15 protein-coding genes are annotated in these 16091 nt (G+C 70.0%); 2 read left to right on the top strand and 13 right to left on the bottom strand.

Translation table 11 applies throughout. The annotated features are described in order from the left end of the window. Positions 1 to 76 precede the first annotated feature (76 nt). The 8 genes from hpf to ACT3S3_RS00930 all read right to left on the bottom strand — a co-directional run bounded on the left by hpf (position 77) and on the right by ACT3S3_RS00930 (position 9023). Complete coding sequence (gene hpf / locus ACT3S3_RS00965) at positions 77 to 751, bottom strand: ribosome hibernation-promoting factor, HPF/YfiA family (protein WP_301444048.1); 675 nt, start codon at positions 749 to 751, stop codon at positions 77 to 79. 170 nt (positions 752 to 921) lie between these two features. Then, entirely contained in the window at positions 922 to 1626 is a 705-nt protein-coding gene (locus ACT3S3_RS00960; RefSeq protein WP_444614729.1) for a ComF family protein, read from the bottom strand. Between the two features lie 7 nt (positions 1627 to 1633). Then, entirely contained in the window at positions 1634 to 3373 is a 1740-nt protein-coding gene (gene lpqB / locus ACT3S3_RS00955; RefSeq protein WP_444614730.1) for an MtrAB system accessory lipoprotein LpqB, read from the bottom strand. Next, positions 3360 to 5537 (bottom strand): MtrAB system histidine kinase MtrB, encoded by a 2178-nt coding sequence (gene mtrB / locus ACT3S3_RS00950; protein WP_444626011.1) that lies wholly within the window; start codon positions 5535 to 5537, stop codon positions 3360 to 3362. The genes lpqB and mtrB overlap by 14 nt, the downstream gene beginning before the upstream one ends. A 12-nt stretch (positions 5538 to 5549) precedes the next feature. Continuing rightward, the gene (gene mtrA / locus ACT3S3_RS00945) at positions 5550 to 6224 is read right to left on the bottom strand and encodes an MtrAB system response regulator MtrA (RefSeq protein ID WP_301443621.1); all 675 of its coding nucleotides are present in this window, start codon (positions 6222 to 6224) and stop codon (positions 5550 to 5552) included. Positions 6225 to 6285: 61 nt separating this feature from the next. Continuing rightward, positions 6286 to 6966 (bottom strand): dTMP kinase, encoded by a 681-nt coding sequence (locus ACT3S3_RS00940; protein ID WP_441578762.1) that lies wholly within the window; start codon positions 6964 to 6966, stop codon positions 6286 to 6288. Between the two features lie 14 nt (positions 6967 to 6980). Continuing rightward, positions 6981 to 8489: an adenosylhomocysteinase gene (ahcY, locus tag ACT3S3_RS00935; RefSeq protein ID WP_441578763.1), complete on the bottom strand. Its 1509-nt coding sequence runs from the start codon at positions 8487 to 8489 to the stop codon at positions 6981 to 6983. A gap of 144 nt (positions 8490 to 8633) precedes the next feature. Then, positions 8634 to 9023: a DUF4259 domain-containing protein gene (locus ACT3S3_RS00930; RefSeq protein WP_301444231.1), complete on the bottom strand. Its 390-nt coding sequence runs from the start codon at positions 9021 to 9023 to the stop codon at positions 8634 to 8636. A gap of 382 nt (positions 9024 to 9405) precedes the next feature. On the opposite strand from ACT3S3_RS00930, the gene ACT3S3_RS00925 reads away from it, so the two are divergent. Further along, positions 9406 to 10323 carry a hypothetical protein gene (locus ACT3S3_RS00925; RefSeq protein ID WP_441578764.1) on the top strand — a complete coding sequence of 306 codons (918 nt, stop codon included), beginning with the start codon at positions 9406 to 9408 and terminating at the stop codon, positions 10321 to 10323. 69 nt (positions 10324 to 10392) lie between these two features. Here the strand turns inward: ACT3S3_RS00925 and manA are convergent, their stop codons facing one another. The 3 genes from manA to ACT3S3_RS00910 are packed head-to-tail and all read right to left on the bottom strand — an operon-like array spanning position 10393 to position 13567. Beyond that, on the bottom strand, positions 10393 to 11589 hold the full coding sequence (gene manA / locus ACT3S3_RS00920; protein WP_441578787.1) for a mannose-6-phosphate isomerase, class I: 1197 nt from the start codon (positions 11587 to 11589) through the stop codon (positions 10393 to 10395). A 52-nt stretch (positions 11590 to 11641) separates the two neighbouring features. After that, positions 11642 to 13018: a phosphomannomutase/phosphoglucomutase gene (locus tag ACT3S3_RS00915; protein WP_441578765.1), complete on the bottom strand. Its 1377-nt coding sequence runs from the start codon at positions 13016 to 13018 to the stop codon at positions 11642 to 11644. A gap of 27 nt (positions 13019 to 13045) precedes the next feature. Further along, positions 13046 to 13567 carry a DUF3499 family protein gene (locus tag ACT3S3_RS00910; protein WP_441578766.1) on the bottom strand — a complete coding sequence of 174 codons (522 nt, stop codon included), beginning with the start codon at positions 13565 to 13567 and terminating at the stop codon, positions 13046 to 13048. A 90-nt stretch (positions 13568 to 13657) separates the two neighbouring features. Between ACT3S3_RS00910 and ACT3S3_RS00905 the strand changes: the two genes are divergently transcribed. Beyond that, positions 13658 to 14158 carry a metallopeptidase family protein gene (locus ACT3S3_RS00905; RefSeq protein WP_441578767.1) on the top strand — a complete coding sequence of 167 codons (501 nt, stop codon included), beginning with the start codon at positions 13658 to 13660 and terminating at the stop codon, positions 14156 to 14158. A 15-nt stretch (positions 14159 to 14173) separates the two neighbouring features. On the opposite strand, the gene ACT3S3_RS00900 is transcribed toward ACT3S3_RS00905, so the two are convergent. Next, positions 14174 to 14476 carry a WhiB family transcriptional regulator gene (locus ACT3S3_RS00900; protein WP_301443796.1) on the bottom strand — a complete coding sequence of 101 codons (303 nt, stop codon included), beginning with the start codon at positions 14474 to 14476 and terminating at the stop codon, positions 14174 to 14176. 427 nt (positions 14477 to 14903) lie between these two features. Further along, entirely contained in the window at positions 14904 to 15953 is a 1050-nt protein-coding gene (locus ACT3S3_RS00895; protein ID WP_301443797.1) for an NDP-sugar synthase, read from the bottom strand. Between the last annotated feature and the right edge of the window lie 138 nt (positions 15954 to 16091).

Here is a 16091-nt window from a genome sequence, read left to right as displayed (position 1 = left end):
TCACGGGGACGAACGACGGCGGGCACCGCCGGGGTGGAGAACCACCCCGACGGTGCCCGCCGCGTAGGACGTCCCGCTACTCCTGCGGCCCGTCACTGAGGGCGATCAGACCGTAGTCGTAGGCCCGACGACGGTAGACCACCGACGGACGACCCGTCTCCTCGTTGACGAAGAGGTAGAAGTCGTGTCCCACGAGCTCCATCTCGCTGAGCGCGTCGTCCACGCTGATCGGGGTGGCAGGGTGCTCCTTCTCACGCACGACCCGACCGGGCTGGAACTGCTCGGCGTACGGGTCCTCGTCGAACTGGCCCGGGTTGGTGGCGGCCTCGCGCTCCGCCTCCTGGACCAGGTCCGCCGTCGCCTCGCCCACGGAGACCGGTGCACGGTGGCCGGACCGGGCGATCTTGCGGCGGGCCTTGACCTTGCGCAGGGACCTCTCCATCTTGGCGATGGCGGCGTCCAACGCGGCGTAGAACGAGTCCTCCTTCGCCTCCGCACGGGCGATGTGGCCCTTGCCGGAGGCGGTGATCTGGATGCGGTCGGACTCGTCGGTACGACGCGGGTTGCGCTCGTGCTGGAGCTCCACATGGAAGTACGTGAGAGTCGGGTCGAGCCGTTCCACCTTGGCGAGCTTGGCGTTCACCCGCTCGGCGAAGTGCTCAGGGATCTCCACGTTACGGCCGGTGATCTCCACCTGTGCCTCCGGAGCAGCACCCTCTGCCGTGATGTCCTGCTGGTTCTGGACGGTCATACTCATCCTCCCGGTCTCCGAGCCGCCTGCCACCGGTGAACCGGATTGTCCACCGAGCACATTCCTGGCGACATCTTCCCTCCCGATAGTACCGACGATCCGGGGCTCGCGGTGGGCCGTGGGGGCAGCTACGGGGGCAGCGGCTGGACAGCTACGGGGACACCCCCACCTCACGCCTGCGCAAGCACCACCGCCACCGCGGGAACCACCCCGCGGGCGGCCAGCGCGGTGGCGAAACGTGCCACCGTTGCCCCGGTGGTCGTGACGTCGTCGACGATGCACGCGACCGCCCCGGGTGTCCTGAGCAGACGCCCCGCGCGCCGCACGGCGACGTCGTCGATGTGCAGGTTGGACGCGATGTTCGCCTGCCGCTCACCACGTCCCAGCCCCACCGAGTCGCGGGTGCCGGACGCCAGCGTCGCCGTGGCCACGACGTGGGTCCCCCCGCCCAGGTCGCGTGCGGCGACGACGGCGGACCGTTCGACGACGCACCCGCCGCGGTCACGCGCCGCCCGGCGCGTCGTCGGTGCCGGCAGCAGCACCACCGGCGCGAGACGTGGATCGGTGACCAGCCCCCGTGCGACCAGGTGCCGGACGGTGCCGGCGAGCACCGCACCCGCCACCTGCACCGCCTCCGGGCGCAGGTGCTCCTTGGCCGCCAGGACGACCCCGCGGTACGCCCCACCGTAGGGGCCTGCGGCGAAGACCGGCGGCGAGGCCGTGTCCGCCACCCGCGTCGGCTCACCGCGCAACTGCAGCGCGCAGACCCGGCACAACGCCACCCCGGCCACCGCCCGGGGCGTCCCCGCCCTGCCGCAGGCCAGGCAGTCCTCCCGCCACACCAGGCCGGTGAGCTCCCCCAGCAGTTCCCCCATACGCCCCCTACTTCGTCAGGACCGGGACGGCGCGGGCACCCTGCAGCGCCGGCACCTCGCGCCAGAACCTGGCCTCGGAGTCCCCGACGTCGAGCTGCAGCATCGCCCGCGAGTCCAGGATGTACTGGATGCGTCCGGCCGACCCCACCGCCACGACCGGCGCGGTGATGTTCCGGCTCGACAACGGCGTCGCCTCGGACCCGTCGACGGTGACGACCCACACCGGGGCGTCGTTGGCGCGGGTGCCGACCAGCAGCGTCCCGTCCTCGCGCCAGTCCACCGACAGGGCTGTGTCGCCGACGCGCTGACCGACCTCCATCGGCGTGCCGAGCACGATCTCCCCGTCCTCGTCGTGCTGCAGCACGGCGACGAACAGACGGCCGTTGATCAGCATCGCCGTCCGGGTCCCGTCACGCGAGACGGTGAACACGCTGATGCGCGGGTCGTTGATGTCGAGGGCGTCCAGTGAGGAGGTGTCCACCGTGGACTCGTCCATCTGGATGCCCGAGCCGCTGGGCACCAGCCGGTGGACGCGGCGGCCGTCGGCGACCACGTAGAGACTCTGCGAGTCGCCGCTCCACGACGGACGCGACAGCGAGCGCGCGGACATCACCGTGACCGGGTCGCCGCCCACGTCGCCGACGAGCAGCGAGCGCTCACCGTCGCCGCGGCCGCTGACCGCCGCGATGCGTCCGTCCGTCCGGCACGTCGCCGCGGACTCCAGCTCGCCGGAGGACGTCCACCCCGGCAACGTCTCACCGGAGTCGCCGTCGACCTCCACCAGGGCGCCGTCGCGCAGGGCGCGCAGCGGCTCGTCGACCGTCGCCTCCGGGTCGAAGTCCGAGACGTCGGACAGCGTCCACTCCTCCCGGCCGTCGTCGGTGATCGACATACCGTCGGCGAGGATCCGGTACGGACCGCGCACGTCGGACTTCGCCAGCGTCCAGACCAGCTGGGCGGCGAGGACCTCCCGGTCGTCGACGGAGAGGTCCGTGATGCCGGTGACGTCCACGGTGAACGTCCCGTCCTCCTCCACGGCGGCCTGGATACCGTTACCCGAGGGGAACGCCGTCTCCACGGCGTTCTGCAGCTGGTTGCGCGGCCCGCCGGCCAGCAGGGACACCAGGGAGAAGCCGATGTTCTCCTGACGGTTGTAGATCCACCGCCGGTCCGGGACCAGGAAACGCTTCGTGGGGTCGAGGTAGTAGAGGTCGTGGGCCTGGTACGCGCCGACGAAGTCGCTGCGGTCCAGCACCACCCCGTCCGGCAGGTCGGAGAGCCGCCAACCGGTGTCGCCGCGCTCCAGCGTCACCTCCTCCTCGTACGGGCTGTTCTCCGGCTGGTACACGCCGCCGGAACCCAGCCGCCCGACCACGGTGCCCCGCACCACGTAGGTCACCTCGTCGCCGGAGACCCCGCCGGTGGCGTTGAGGTCCAGGCGGTCGAGGATCAGCGTGGAGGTGCTGTCCTCCCAGCCGTCCGCCGCGGAGGCCGTGAGGAACTCCTTGGCCGCCTGCCGGTTGTTCGCCTGGTAGGTCGAGGCGAGGTAGAAGTCCCGCAGCAGCAGGTCCGGCGGCTGCTCCTCCGAGGGGGTGGGCAGGTTGCTGGCGTCCGGCGCCGAGACGTAGGACGACACCGCCTCCGGTGTCGACTCCCCCGGCAACGTCGTGCACGCCACCAGCCCGCCGGCCAACGCCGCCGTGCCCAGCAGCGCCACCACCTGGCGCACCGCGTCAGTTCTTCGCATCGTCTTCACCGTCATCACCTGACTCCTCACCGTCGGGGCCGAACGCCGAGTCCATGTCCTCCGCCTCCTGCAGGGCCGTACGAAGCTCCTCCTCGGTCAGCCCCTCGAAGGCGCTGAGGTCCACGTCCGAGGACCCCACCGAGCCCGCCGTCACGTCGACCGAGTCGAAACGGTCCGCCGGGGCCGGTTCCTCCTGCTCCACCTCGGGAGCCGCGCCGGGAGCAGCGTCGGACGCCACGTCCACGACCCCGGCTTCTCCGGCCTCTGCGGCAACGTCCGTCACCACCATCTCGGTGACCTCCAGCGGCAGCGGCGAGGTGCGGACCTCCTGGCCGGGACGGCGCGGCAAGGTCAGCCGGAAGCAGGCACCCACACCCAGCTCGCCGGTCGCCTCCAGGCGTCCGCCGTGCAGCTGGGCGTCCTCCTTCGCGATCGCCAGCCCCAGGCCGGTACCGCCGGTCTTGCGCTCACGCGAGGGGTCGGAGCGCCAGAACCGGTTGAACACCAGGTCCGCCTCGCCGGGCTTCAGCCCCATCCCGTGGTCCACCACCGTCACCGCCAACGACTCCGCACCGACCCGCATCGTGACACGCACCGGACGTCCCTCGCTGTGGTCGATGGCGTTGGCCAGCAGGTTACGCAGGATACGTTCGACCCGTCGGGAGTCGACCTCCTCCATCACCGGCTCGTCCGGCAGGTCCAGCTGGATCTCGCTGCCGACCTCCTCGGCCAGGGCACGCAGCTGCCCCATCGTGGACTTCACCACGCCACGGACGTCGATGAGCTCACGCGACAGGTTCGCCACACCGGCGTCGTGCCGGGAGATCTCCAGCAGGTCACCGAGCAGCATCTCGAACCGGTCCAGTTCGGCGTTCATCAGCTCCGAGGCCCGCCGGGTCACCGGGTCGAGGTCCTCCGAGTTCGCGTGGATCAGGTCCGCGGCCATACGCACCGTGGTCAACGGGGTGCGCAGCTCGTGTGAGACGTCCGAGGTGAACTGCTGCTGCAGCGAACCGAACTCCTCGAGCTGGCGGATCTGGTACGACAGGTTCTCCGCCATCTCGTTGAAGCTGATCGCCAGACGCGCCACCTCGTCCTGCCCGTCGACCGCCATACGCTCACGCATGTGGCCGGCGGCGAAACGCTCGGCGATGCGCGAGGCGGTGCGCACCGGCACCGTGAGCTGCTGGGAGAACACCCAGGCGATGACCACGAGCAGCACCATGAGCACCACGGCACCGGCGAGCAGGAGCCCGCGCATCAGCGCCATGGTGGACTCCTCGTTGTCCAGCGGCATCACCAGGTACAGCTCCAGGCCCTGGATGTCCGACTCCACCGGGGACCCGATGACCAGGGCCTTGAAGGAGCCGCCGGAACCGTCCACGGTGGTGTACTGCACCGAGACCTGCCCCTGACGCACGAAGTCACGCAGGCTCTCCGGCACCGGGTTGACCTCCGGGCTGGAGATGTCCCCGCCGGTCAGGTCCGAGGCGATGATCACCGGCTCGTAGACCGTGCCGGTGGAGCCCTGCTCCGAGTCCGCGGTGCGGTCACTCAGCGCGGCGCGGGCGTTGTTGATCCTCAACTGCGGCGACGACGCCGAGTCGGTGTTGCGGATCTGCTCCTCGACGATGCTGCGGGCCCGGTCGATCTCGTCGGTGGCGGCGTTGTACTTGGCGTCCAGCAGCTGCTGGCCGACGAAACTGGTCAGCACGAAACCCAACGCCATGATCACCAGCAACGACGAGGCGAAGACACTGCCGATCACCCGCAGCTGGATGGAGGTGCGCCAGCGCTGGGCTAGCTTCTCGGAGAACTTGCGGGCGAACTGCACCGGGCGGCGCAGGAAGATGCGCATCGCCTCGACCACGCCGATGTCGCCGAGCTCGCCGCGAGGCGCACGACGCGGGTCGGCCTCACCGTCGCCGCCCTGGCGGTCGGAGCGGCCGCGGCCGCGGCGTCCGTCCCCGTCCTTCGCGACGGGCAGGACGTCGCGACCCAGGCGGCCGGCCTCGGTCGCGCCGTCGGCGGCGCCGTCGCCGGCCTCGCCGGGCTGGCCGGGCTGGGCGTCCAGGGCGTCCGGCACCGTCTCGCCGACCTGAGCGTCCAGGGCGCTCTCGGCGTCCTGCGGGTTCCGGGCGCTGTCCCGTGACTTACGTGCCATGGGTCCGGTGTCCTACTCCCCGGTCTTGTAACCGACCCCGCGGACGGTCTGGATGATCGTCGGGTTGTCCGGGTCCTTCTCCACCTTCGAGCGCAACCGCTGGATGTGCACGTTGACCAGGCGGGTGTCGTTGGACTTGCGGTAGCCCCACACCCGCTCCAGCAGCTCCTCGCGGGCGAAGACCTGGCGCGGCCGGGAGGCCAGGGTGGTCAGCAGCTCGAACTCGATCGGGGTCAACGAGATCGGCTTACCGCGACGGGTCACCTGGTGGCCGCCGAAGTCGATGGTGAGGTCGGCGACCTTCACCGACTCCGGGACCTCCTCCGGGGTGCGGCGCAACCGCGCGCGCACCCGGGCGACCAGCTCCTTGGGCTTGAACGGCTTGGGGACGTAGTCGTCCGCGCCGGTCTCCAGGCCCAGGACGACGTCCACCGTGTCGGTCTTCGCGGTGAGCATCACGATCGGCACCGCCGAGAACTCCCGCACCGCGCGGCACACGTCGATGCCGCTCATGCCCGGGAGCATGAGGTCGAGCAGGATGAGGTCGGGGTGCTCGTTCTCCGCGGCCTCCACGGCCTGCGGCCCGTCCCCGACGACGACCGTGTCGAAACCCTCGCCCTGCAGGACGATGGTCAGCATCTCCGAGATTGCGGGGTCGTCGTCGACGACGAGAACTTTCTCTGCCATGGGGATCAGTCTGTCACAAACCATCCTGGTTGGTAGCAGGTCCTCCCCCCTCAACGCGCTCCTAGCCGTCGGTGGAGGGGTCCTCGACGAGACCGTCCACCAGGTCACTGACGGCCTGCTGCAGGTCCGCGGGGTCGCCGGAGTTGTCCAGCGTCCACCAGGGCGAGCGCCACTGCGCCGCCGCCAGCGCGCGGTAGGCCGCCAGCGTGCGCGACTGCAGGTCACCGTCGCGTTCATAGGCGTCGGCGGCACGGTCGGCGTCCTGCTCGGCACGCCCGGCGACACGCCCGGAGGCCACCTCGTCGGGCACGTCGACCAGGATCTGCACGTCCGGCACCGGCGCACCCAGCCCGTCGAACTCCAGCTCGTCGACCCAGGCCACGACCTCACTGTCCACGACGTCGGCCTCCACCACCCCCAGGCGGGCGGCGGAGTAGGCAGCGTTGGACGCCACGTAACGGTCCAGCAGCACCACATAGCCCTCGTCGTCGAAGTCCGCGAGCTCCCCGGCGACCTCCGCCCGGTCGAGGGCGAACAGCGTCGCCATGCCGTGGACGGAGTCGACGAGGTCACCCATGCCGCCGTGCAGGGCGGCGGACGCCAGCTGCGCGTGGACGGACTGCTCGTAGCGGGGGAAGGCCAGCTTCGCCACCGGGATCTCCCGGGAGAGCAGCTCAGCCTCCAGGGCGGTGACGCAGGTGTTCTTACCTGCGCCGTCGATGCCCTCGAACGCGATGATCACGGTGGCGGTCCCCTCTAGTAGCGGTAGTGCTCGGGCTTGAACGGACCCTCGACGTCCACGCCGATGTACTCGGCCTGCTCCTTGGTCAGCTTCGTGAGCTGACCGCCGAGGGCCTCGACGTGGATGCGGGCGACCTTCTCGTCCAGGATCTTCGGCAGACGGTAGACCTCGTTGTCGTAGCGGTCGCCGTCGACGAACAGCTCGATCTGGGCGATGGTCTGGTCGGCGAAGGAGTTCGACATCACGAAGCTCGGGTGGCCGGTGGCGTTGCCCAGGTTGAGCAGGCGTCCCTCGGAGAGCACCACGATGCTGACGACCTCTGCGTCGGCGGCGTCGGTACGCGGGAAGGTGAACTCGTCCACCTGGGGCTTGATGGTGGTGCGGCTGACGTCCGTACGGTGCAGCAGCGAGGCCATGTCGATCTCGTTGTCGAAGTGGCCGATGTTGCCGAGCAGGGCGTGGTTCTTCATCTTGCGCATCTGCTCGAAGGTGATGATGCCCAGGTTGCCGGTGGAGGTGATGACGATGTCGGCCTCGCCGATCGCGTCGTCCACGGTGACCACCGGGAAGCCGTCCATCAGTGCCTGCAGGGCGTTGATCGGGTCGGCCTCGGTGACCTTCACCCGGGCACCCTGGCCCTTGAACGCCTCGGCGACGCCCTTGCCCACGTCACCGTAGCCGCAGACGAGCACGGCCTTGCCGCCGACGAGCATGTCGGTGGCACGGTTGATGCCGTCCAGCAGGCTGTGGCGGGTGCCGTAGCGGTTGTCGAACTTGGACTTGGTGACCGCGTCGTTGACGTTCATCGCCGGGAACGGCAGGGTGCCCTGCTCGGCGAAGTGGTAGAGACGGTGCACACCGGTGGTGGTCTCCTCGGTGACGCCCTTGACGGACTTCGCGGCCTCGCTCCAGCGGGAGTCGTCCTCGCCGAAGACGCGGGCGAGCATGCCCAGGAAGGCCTGGTACTCGTCGGAGTCCTCGTCGGTGGGCTCCGGCACGATGCCGTTGCCCTCGAACTCGCTGCCGGTGATGACGGCCATGGTGGCGTCGCCACCGTCGTCGAGGATCATGTTGGGGCGCACGTCGCCCCAGGAGAAGATCTGCTCCAGGCACCACCAGTACTCGTCGAGGGTCTCACCCTTCCACGCGAACACCGGGACGCCCTGCGGGTCCTCCGGGGTGCCGGCGCCGACGACCACGGCGGCGGCCGCCTCGTCCTGCGTGGAGAAGATGTTGCAAGACGCCCACCGGACCTCGGCGCCGAGGGCGGTGAGAGTCTCGATGAGCACGGCGGTCTGCACCGTCATGTGGATCGAGCCGGCGATGCGGGCGCCCGCCAGGGGCTGCTCCTCGCCGTACTCGCGACGCAGCTCCATCAGGCCGGGCATCTCGTACTCGGCGAGGCGGATCTGGTGACGACCCGCCTCCGCGAGGGAGAGGTCCCGGACCTTGAACTGGAGCGGGGTGCCGTTGGCGCCGGTGCCGTCGTGGGTGTCGACGGTCGGTGCGACGAAGTCTGCCATGGGGTGATTGCTCCTCGAAACGTCAGGAATGTACTGGGGTGTACTGGATGGTGGAAGTTGCCGGGCTACCTCCGGTCAACCCTATCCCCCGCAGGCCGTGCCCGGCGCACGGAGGGGTCTGCTGGCCCGGTCGCCGGCCCGGTGTCAGCTGAGTGCTTCGACGACGGTCTCCAGACCGTCCGGCGCCTCATCGCCCGCGGACTCCAGTTCGCGGTCCAGCACCTCGAGGGCGACCTCCTGGAGGTCGTCCGGGCACTGCCCGATGCCCTCACGGATGAAAGGGTGCTCGTCGGCGACGGTGGCCGAGGTAAACGGCGCCCCCGACCAGATGGCGGCCACGGTCGCCGCGCACAGTCCGTTGATGTAGTCGGGGTCCACCCCCCGGCCGGCGGCTCCGCCGGCGTCCGTGTCCAGCGCGAGGGCACAGGCGTCCCTCAGACCCTCGGCAAGCGCCTCCCCCTCCAGGTCGTCGCAGTCAGCGAGGAACTCGGTGTTCGTGTCGTCGGCGAAGACGGTCTCGTCCCAGGTGCTCATGTCTCATTTCCCTCTCGTGGTCGTGTCCTGCCACCGAGCGTAGTCGGCGGCGTCCGGTCGCGACAGACGGACCACCCGCCTCCCCGCGCGGTCGGCGCGGGCGGTGCCCGTGGGTCCGATTTCACGGGCGCTCGGCCGAAAAATCACGATTTCGTCTCGACGTCACGATCCAGGAAAAGCGGCGAACGACCGGCGATTCTCGCGGAGACGCCCATCAAAACCCCACGACAAACACAGGTTCCCGTGAAGTTAGGTAACGTTCGGGTCTTTCATGGCGTTAGATACGGATGATAGGGTTACGGCAGATTGTGATCTAACCGTGACATTCCAGTGCCACGCCATCACGCCACGGACGACGACCCCGGACGGAAGGAGGGACACCGTGGACTACGAGCTCGAACCCGAACGACAGGACGAGGAAGCCTCGGCCACCGACGGCGGGACCACCGAACACCACGAGTCTCTGCTGCGTGACGAAGCCGCGCGGGCCTCGCGCGCCAACCGCATCCTGGGATCCTTCGTCGTCGCCGGCCTGGCCGCCGCCGCGATCCTCGCCGTCGTCACCTGGCAGAACGTGTCCCCGGGTCACGACGACGACCGCGCCGCCGTCGAGGAGGCCGCCGCCGGCGACAACCTGTCGTCGTCCACCTCCCCCTCCGCCCCGACCACGGGGAACTCCGGCACGTCGGAGACCGACCTGCCGGACTACGGGCGCGGCGAGGACGACCCCGCCGGTGACTCACGCGCCGACCTCGCCACCCCGCTGACCGCGGACCGGTACGCACCGCCGAACGCCTGGAGCGGCGACGAGTTCGTGACGCCCCGCGCCACCCCGGACGACGGCGGTACCGACGACTCCGGCGACAGCGGCAACTCCGGAGACGCCGGGGGAACTGACGACCTGGACGACTCCGGGGACACCGGCGACAACGCAGGTGAGGAGACGCCCACGGACGACGGCGGTGTCTCGCAGCTGCCCTCGCTGACCGACCTCCTGCCGTCGCTCAGCAACCTGCCGGACATCCCCGGGGAGACCGACGGGTCCACCACCGGCGAGCCCTCCGAGTCCACCGACACCGGCGAGCCCTCGGAGTCCACTGAAACTCCCGCACCGTCAGAGCCGTCAGAGCCGTCTGAGCCTTCGGGGACGACCGCGCCAGACAACTCCGGGGAGAGCTCCGTCTCCCCCACGAACGAGGGCGCCGGCGACGACAACGACGACGAGGAGACCGGGGACACCACCGGTGGCGACACCGACCAGTCCGACTCGGTCACCGACACCACCGGCCCCACCCCCTAAGACAAACGCCGAGAAAACAGCGCGGCCCGGCCCTTCGAGGACCGGGCCGCGCTGCGTATGTCTGCGGTGTCAGCCGACCGAAGCCACGAAGAACTGGCCGGAGTCACCGGAGGCCACCGGCCGCGCCGTGACATCCGACGACGAGGCCGGCACCCACGCCGCCTGACCAGCAGCGAGCACCACTCCCCGCCCGTCGGCGCCACCGACCTCCACCGAGCCCTCGGTGGCCAGGACGATCGACGGCCCCTGAACGTCCACCGTGGAACCGTCCACCGCCCGCAGGCGGAACTCCGGCACCGGCACGATGAACGTCCCGTCCTCCCGGGGGCGCTGCACCGGGTCCGGGGTCGCGGAGAAGTCCACGACCTTCATCAGCTCCGGCACGTCCACGTGCTTGGTGGTCAGCCCACCGCGAAGCACGTTGTTGGAGTTCGCCATGACCTCCACGCCGGTGCCCTTCAGGTAGGCGTGCAGGTTGCCGGCTGCCAGGAACAACGCCTGCCCCGGTTCCAGGACCACATGGTTGAGCAGCAACGACACGAGGATGCCCGCGTCGCCCGGGTGCTGCTCCGACAGGTCCAGGGCGGCCTGCGCCGGGCCCGCCATCCACGCCTCGGCCGTCCCCTCGTCGACGGCGGCGATGAGTCGACGGCAGGCGTCGAGCACCGCGTCGATCAGCTCCAGCCGCCGCTGCGGCGGCAACGAGATCCACGTGGTCACCAGGGCGCGCAGCCCCTCCGCGTCGCCAGCGACGCCGCTGAGCAGGTCGGTGTAGCGGTCCAGCTCGGGCACGCCCAGGGCGGCCAGCAGCGCGCGGGTGCGCTCCACCGGACGGAAACCGGCGAGCGCCTCGAAGCGGGTCAGGCCGACGAGCAGCTCGGGCTTGTGGTTGTCGTCCTTGTAGTTGCGGCTCGGCGAACCGAGCGGCAGGCCAGCCTCGTTCTCCCGGGCGTAGCCTTCCCGTGCCTGGTCCAGCGTGGGGTGCGCCTGCAGGCTCAGCGCCTGGTCGGCTGCGAGCAACTTGAGCAGGAACGGCAGGCGTCCGCCCGTCGCGCTGTCCCCCAGCTCAGAGTCGGGGTCTGCGGAGATGCGCTGCAGCAGGTCGGCGCTCTCCCCCGGACGCGCACCCGGGAGCGCGCTGGGCGCCTCGGGGTGGGCGCCGTACCAGAGCTCCGCCTCCGGGTGCGGGCTCGGGGACGGCCGTCCCGTGAGCTCGGCGAGCGCGGTCCTCGAACCCCAGGCGTAGTTACGCAGGCTGCCCTCCATCAGGGCGACGCCGGACGTGGACGTGCCGTCGAGGACCTGCTTCGGGGACGTCTCAGGCACGGATCACCGCCAGTGCCTTGTCCACGATCTCCTGGACACGGCCGGTGGTGGCCGCCTCGACGTTGAGCCGCAGCAGCGGTTCGGTGTTCGAGGCACGGATGTTGAACCAGGACCCGTCGGCCAGCTCCACGGTGACGCCGTCGAGGTCGTCGGTGGAGGACGTCTCGTCGGCGAAGGCCTCCACGACGGCGGCGGTGCGCCCGTCCTGGTCGGCGACCTCGGAGTTGATCTCGCCGGACGCCTCGTAGCGGCCGTAGGCCTTCTTCAGCTCGGAGAGCGGACGGTCCTGGCCGCCCAGAGTGGCCAGCACGTGGAGCGCGGCCAGCATGCCGGAGTCGGCGTTGAAGAACTCGGAGAAGTAGTAGTGGGCGGAGTGCTCGCCGCCGAAGACGGCGTTCTCCTCCGCCATCTGCGCCTTGATGAAGGAGTGCCCCACCCGGGTGCGCACCGGGGTGCCGCCGTGCTCGCGGACGATCTCCGGCACCGCCTTCGAGGTGATGAGGTTGTGGATGATCGTGGCACCGGGGTGGTCGGCGAGGTAACGCTCGGCGATGATGCCGCAGATCGCCGACGGGGAGACCGCGTCGCCCCGCTCGTCGACGATGAAGCAGCGGTCGGCGTCGCCGTCGAAGGCCACACCCAGGTCCGCGCCCTGCTCCACGGTGAACTTCTGCAGGTCCACGATGTTCTCCGGGGCCAGCGGGTTGGCCTCGTGGTTCGGGAAGTTGCCGTCGAGCTCGAAGTAGAGGTCCTTGACGGTCACCGGCACCCCGGAGTCCTCGCCGAGGACGGCGGGGACGGTGAGCCCGCCCATGCCGTTGCCGGCGTCCACCGCCACGGTGAGCGGGCGGATGTCCAGCGGCACGAGGTCGTGGAGGAAGGCGGCGTAGTCGGCCAGCACGTCCTTCGTCGTCCCGGCGCCCGCCGCGCCGTCGTAGGACGGGACGCCGGCGACGAGCATGTCGGTGATCTCACCGAGGCCGGTCTTCTGGCCGACTGGGCGTGCGCCGGAACGGCACAGCTTGATGCCGTTGTAGCGCGCGGGGTTGTGGGAGGCGGTGAACATCGCCCCGGGGCAGTCCATGCTGCCGGAGGCGTAGTACAACTCGTCGGTGGAGGTCAGTCCGAGGGAGACGGTGTCGAGCCCCTGGCCCCGGACCCCCTCGGCGAAGGCCTCGGAGAGCTCTGGTGAGCTGTCGCGCATGTCGTGGCCGATGACGACCGTCGCGGCACCCTCCCCCCGCATGAGCAGGCCGAAAGCGGCCCCCGTGTCGCGCACGAGGTCTGCGTCGATACCGTCGCCCACGACGCCACGCACGTCGTACGCCTTGATGACGGAGGCGATGGCCTCCCGGTCTCGCTGTGTCATGTCAACTCTCCTGGTGTTCTTCTCGGATCATTCGCCGTCGTAGCGCACTGCGCGCAGATGACGCTGGGGGGCTCGTCCCGGCAGGTTCCGCCGTGAGGGGTGATGGCCGGACGGTTGCGGGATGTCGGTGCGGCGCACGACCCGGGACACCGGGTGCCGCTGTGCCGACGTGAGCTTGTCGATGGCGCTCTCGACCGGGTAGCCGTTGTCGCTCCCGGACTCGAGTGCCGCGGCGAGGGCCTGCATCTCCTCGTCGGTGAAGTCCTCGTCGGTGATGTCGTCGGCGATGTCGGGGACACCGCCGGCGTACGAGGCCGCCTGCACAGGTTCCTCCGGGAACAGATCCTCCGTGCGCTGCAGCCCCCACCCTTCGGGGACGGTCAGTCTGGAGAGATGACGGTCGCACAGATCCCAGCTGTGCGGATCGTCCCCGGGCTCCAGGGGGTTGACGGTCGCCGTGCGGGCGGCATAGTTGTAGCGCAGGGTGGCGATCGCACGGGACCCGCAGCCGGGCCTGGAACACTGTCGGTAGTCAGTCACGGAGACCATCCTAGTCCCGGAGACCACCGTCGCGCCGGACGAGCCGACCCCGCCTGTCGGACCCGGGGACGCGCCGCGGTCAGGTCTAGGATCGTGGACATGACGCGTCCCTCCACACCCCGGTCCCCCTCCCCGGACCGTTCCGCGCCCCGGGCCCTGGCCAGGGACACCCGCGGGCACGGCCTGCGGGGCGTGCTGATGCCGCGGCTGCCGCGCTACGCCACCCGCGCGGAGCTCTTCGACACCGCGGTGCTGGACGCCTACGCGCCGGTGCTCGAGCAGTTCGGTGACCGGCTGAACGGGCTGGACGTTGCGATCGACCTGGTGCCCCGCATGCGCCTGGAGTCCGCCACCGCCCACTGGTCGGACGAGGTCGCCGCCGACGGTCAGGTGCCCCTGGGCCGGCTGGTCCCCGCCGGCGTGGACGAGACCGGGTCCCCCACCCGTCCCCGACTGATCATCTTCCGGCGGCCCATCGAGCAGCGCTCGGCCGACCGGCTGGAGACCGAGGACTGGCTGCGGTTCGTGATCGCCCGCCTGGTCTCGACCTACCTCAACGTCGAACCCGAGGTCATCGACCCCGGGTTCAGCTGGGAATGAGCGGCAGGGTCGGACTCAGCCGAGCCGCTTCTTGAGACGGCGGCGTTCGCGCTCGGACAGCCCACCCCAGATACCGAAACGCTCGTCGTGCTCGAGTGCGTACTCGAGGCACTCGTCGCGCACGCCGCAGGCCCGGCAGATGCGCTTGGCCTCGCGGGTGGAGCCGCCCTTCTCGGGGAAGAACGCCTCGGGGTCGGTCTGGGCGCAGAGAGCCTGCTCCTGCCAGTCCTGCTCCACCGCGTCGAAGAGGAGGTCGAAGTCCTCCGTCAGATCCGAGAACGCGCTGGGCGTGAAGTCGTCGATTCCGCCGCGGAGCAGGTCGGGGAGTTCCCCTGACGCCCCAGTACCGCCTGCGCGGCTGGAACGGACCTCGTCGCCGTCCACGGCTGCGGACCCCTCTGAGAAGGGACCACGAAAGGCGTCCGCCGGGTTGTCCACCGTTGTCTCCTCACTGAAATCCGCCGTGCCGGTCTTCCACCGGCCTCTTCCTACAGGAAAGATTACACACGGGTAATTCCATAGCGTCAACCTTTCGCTGACGCCGGTAGATCCCATCCGTCACATGAGTCACACGCGTAACGGTATGCGGGCCCCGGAGCGCATTCACAGCGTCCTGACAGACACGACATGGGGAGAATCAGGCGAGGTTAACCACTACATATAGACGTCAGGGGCCGGAATCCGGCCCCTGAGACACAAGATATCGAAATATTTTCGTTCAGCCCGAGCCTGCCCCGTACGGGGGTCAGACGTCGCTGGAGTAACGCAGGCCACCGTCCGGCAGCACGACCCCGGGCCACACCCGGGCACCGCCCTGAAGTTCACAGCGCGCACCGACGACGGCGCCCTCGCCGACCACGGTGTCGCGCAGGTGGGCACGGGCGCCGATCCGGGCGCCGGCGGCGACCACGCAGCGCTCCACCGTCGCGCCCGCCTCGATCTCCACACCGTCGAAGACCACCGAGGTGTCCACGCGGGCACCCGCGCCGATCTCCGCACCGCGGCCGATGACCGTGCCGCCGAGGAGCAGCGCCCCGCCGGCGACGGCGGCGGACTCGTCGACGAGCGCCTCGCCGTTGCGTCCCGCCAGCAGCGGTGACGGGGCGATCCCGCGCACCAGGTCCGAGGACCCGCGCACGAAATCGTCCGGCGTCCCGAGGTCACGCCAGTACGCCTGGTCCACGTGACCGTAGAGGCGACGCCCCTTCACCAGCAGGTCGGGGAAGACGTCACGCTCCACGGAGACCACACGGCCCTCCGGGATGGACTCGATGACGTCGCGCTGGAAGACGTAGCAGCCGGCGTTGATCTGGTCCGTGGGCGGATCCTCCGCCTTCTCCAGGAACGCCTCCACCCGGCCGTCCTCCGCGGTGGGGACGCAGCCGAAGGCGCGCGGGTCGGCGACCCGCAGCAGGTGCAGGCTCACGTCCGCGTCATTGTCCACGTGGGTGCGCAGGACCGCGTTGAGGTCCGTGCCGCCCAGGATGTCGCCGTTGAAGATCATGGCCCGGTCGTGCCGCAGCTTCGACAGCACGTTACGGATGCCGCCGCCGGTGCCGAGGGGAGAGTCCTCGACAACGTACTCGATCTCCAGGCCCATCTCGGAGCCGTCACCGAAGTGCTCCTCGAAGACCTCGGCCTTGAAGGAGGTGCCGAGCACGACGTGGGTCATGCCCGCCTCACGGATCCGGCCGAGCAGGTGCTGCAGGAACGGGTAGCCCGCCACCGGCAGCATCGGCTTCGGGATGGAGTTGGTCAGGGGCCGCAGACGCGTTCCCTTGCCGCCGACGAGGATGACCGCGTCGGTGTTGGCGGCGAGGTCGGAGTTGACGTCCGCAGCGGTCTCAGGGGTCGTGTCAGGGGTCGAGGGTGAGGGATTGTCTCGTTCGTCACTGTTCACCCTTGGGAGGTTATCCGATCGAACGCAGTTCCG

The organism is Corynebacterium sp. AOP40-4SA-5 (assembly GCF_052377355.1).
In the GTDB taxonomy this organism is placed as follows: domain Bacteria; phylum Actinomycetota; class Actinomycetes; order Mycobacteriales; family Mycobacteriaceae; genus Corynebacterium.
This window is presented reverse-complemented; position numbering and strand designations above follow the sequence as displayed.

Coding starts and splice junctions, on each gene's coding strand:
- ACT3S3_RS00910 (WP_441578766.1), bottom strand. CDS start 13,567: ATGGTCTCCGTGACTGACTACCGACAGTGTTCCAGGCCCGGCTGCGGG.
- ACT3S3_RS00915 (WP_441578765.1), bottom strand. CDS start 13,018: ATGACACAGCGAGACCGGGAGGCCATCGCCTCCGTCATCAAGGCGTAC.
- mtrB (WP_444626011.1), bottom strand. CDS start 5,537: ATGGCACGTAAGTCACGGGACAGCGCCCGGAACCCGCAGGACGCCGAG.
- manA (WP_441578787.1), bottom strand. CDS start 11,589: ATGGAGGGCAGCCTGCGTAACTACGCCTGGGGTTCGAGGACCGCGCTC.
- mtrA (WP_301443621.1), bottom strand. CDS start 6,224: ATGGCAGAGAAAGTTCTCGTCGTCGACGACGACCCCGCAATCTCGGAG.
- ACT3S3_RS00930 (WP_301444231.1), bottom strand. CDS start 9,023: ATGAGCACCTGGGACGAGACCGTCTTCGCCGACGACACGAACACCGAG.
- hpf (WP_301444048.1), bottom strand. CDS start 751: ATGACCGTCCAGAACCAGCAGGACATCACGGCAGAGGGTGCTGCTCCG.
- ACT3S3_RS00960 (WP_444614729.1), bottom strand. CDS start 1,626: ATGGGGGAACTGCTGGGGGAGCTCACCGGCCTGGTGTGGCGGGAGGAC.
- lpqB (WP_444614730.1), bottom strand. CDS start 3,373: ATGCGAAGAACTGACGCGGTGCGCCAGGTGGTGGCGCTGCTGGGCACG.
- ahcY (WP_441578763.1), bottom strand. CDS start 8,489: ATGGCAGACTTCGTCGCACCGACCGTCGACACCCACGACGGCACCGGC.
- ACT3S3_RS00905 (WP_441578767.1), top strand. CDS start 13,658: ATGACGCGTCCCTCCACACCCCGGTCCCCCTCCCCGGACCGTTCCGCG.